Origin of the sequence: Nesterenkonia salmonea (assembly GCF_005771525.1) — a bacterium.
Classification (GTDB): Bacteria; Actinomycetota; Actinomycetes; order Actinomycetales; family Micrococcaceae; genus Nesterenkonia; species Nesterenkonia salmonea.
Window position 1 is genome coordinate 1 of record NZ_VAVZ01000096.1, and the last position, 1,536, is coordinate 1,536.

General features: G+C 63.2%; 1 protein-coding gene. It reads right to left on the minus strand.

The window, feature by feature from the left end; translation table 11 throughout:
- The coding region (locus FEF26_RS15415; protein WP_243730627.1) for a heavy metal translocating P-type ATPase at positions 1-1,536 on the minus strand (1,536 nt) is incomplete at both ends.

Below are 1,536 nucleotides of genomic sequence, written 5' to 3' on the forward strand. Positions count from 1 at the left end.
GGCGTCTCCGGTGATCATCACCACCTGGACATCATTGGCGTGCAGGGCATCGACCGCATCGCGAGACTCAGGTCGGATTTCATCTGCCAACCGCAGCGCAGCGATGACTTCTCCATCAGCAAGGACGTGGAGGATGATCGCGCCTTCCTCTCGCCACTGCTCGGTCACCGCGAGCTCCTTCTGGCTGTGCTGGTCAAGCAGGTAGGGACCACCGACTTCGATCACTGTTCCGTCAACGATTGCCTTGACTCCAACCGCTGGGGAGGAGGAGAAGTCTCTGGCACTTGGCACGTTGAGCTCGCGGGTGTTTGCGGCTCCCACGATTGCCCGGGCAAGAGGGTGCTCGCTGTCGGACTCAGCCGCTGCAGCGAGGGCAAGCACATCGTCTTCCTGGCGATCCCCTACCGGTTGCATAGCGGTGACTGTAGGTTCGCCTTTGGTTAGGGTGCCGGTCTTGTCGAAGAGTACGGAGTCTATGGTGCGCATAGATTCCAGCGCCAGACGGTCCTTGACCAGGACTCCGCCGCGGGCCGCACGTTCAGTGGCGATGGAGACCACCAGTGGGATCGCGAGCCCTAGGGCGTGGGGGCATGCGATGACCAGAACGGTGATGGTGCGCACCACGGCAGCATCGGGCATGCCCAGCAGCGCCCAGGTGGCCGCGGTGATCAGGGCTGCACCTAAAGCAAACCAGAACAGCCAGCCCGCGGCGGTGTCGGCGATACGTTGGGCGCGGGATGAAGACGCTTGAGCATCGGAGACCAGTTTCTGTATACCTGCCAGGGCGGTGTCGTCGCCGATGGCGGTGACTTCCACGCGCAGCCCGGAGTCGGTGGCGACAGTGCCTGCCACGACCTGTTCGCCGGTCTCGCGGCGCACCGGTTTGGATTCGCCGGTGACCATCGACTCGTCCATCGACGCACTGCCATCGACAATCCTTCCGTCGGAGGGCACGGAAGAGCCGGGACGCACGATCACCACGTCGCCGAGGACTAAGTCGGCGGGGGCGACTGTGACGATCTCCTCACCTTCGACTTTCTCAGCTTCGTCGGGCAACAGAGCCGCCAAAGAGTCCAGAGCCGAGGTGGTCTGAGCTAGGGATCTCATCTCGATCCAGTGGCCCAGCAGCATGATGACCACCAGCAGGGCCATCTCCCACCAGAAGTTCAGTTCATGATCAAGGATGCCGAGAGTCGCGCCCCAGGACGCCACAAACGCCACCGTGATCGCCAGTCCAATCAGCAGCATCATGCCGGGCTGACGGGCCCGGATCTCTGAGACGGCGCCGCTCAGAAACGGCTGCCCGCCCCAGATGTAGACGATCGTGCCCAGAATCGGGGATACCCACCAGACCCACGCAGCGTCCGGTAGTTGATACCCGAGCAGGTCGGCGAACATGTGGTTGAAACCCACCACGGGCAACCCCAGGGCCAGCATGATCCAGAACAGCCGCCGGAACTGACCGACATGGTCTCCATGGTCGCCGTGGCCATGCCCTGCGTGTCCATCATGTCCGGCGTGCCCGCCGTGTGCTTC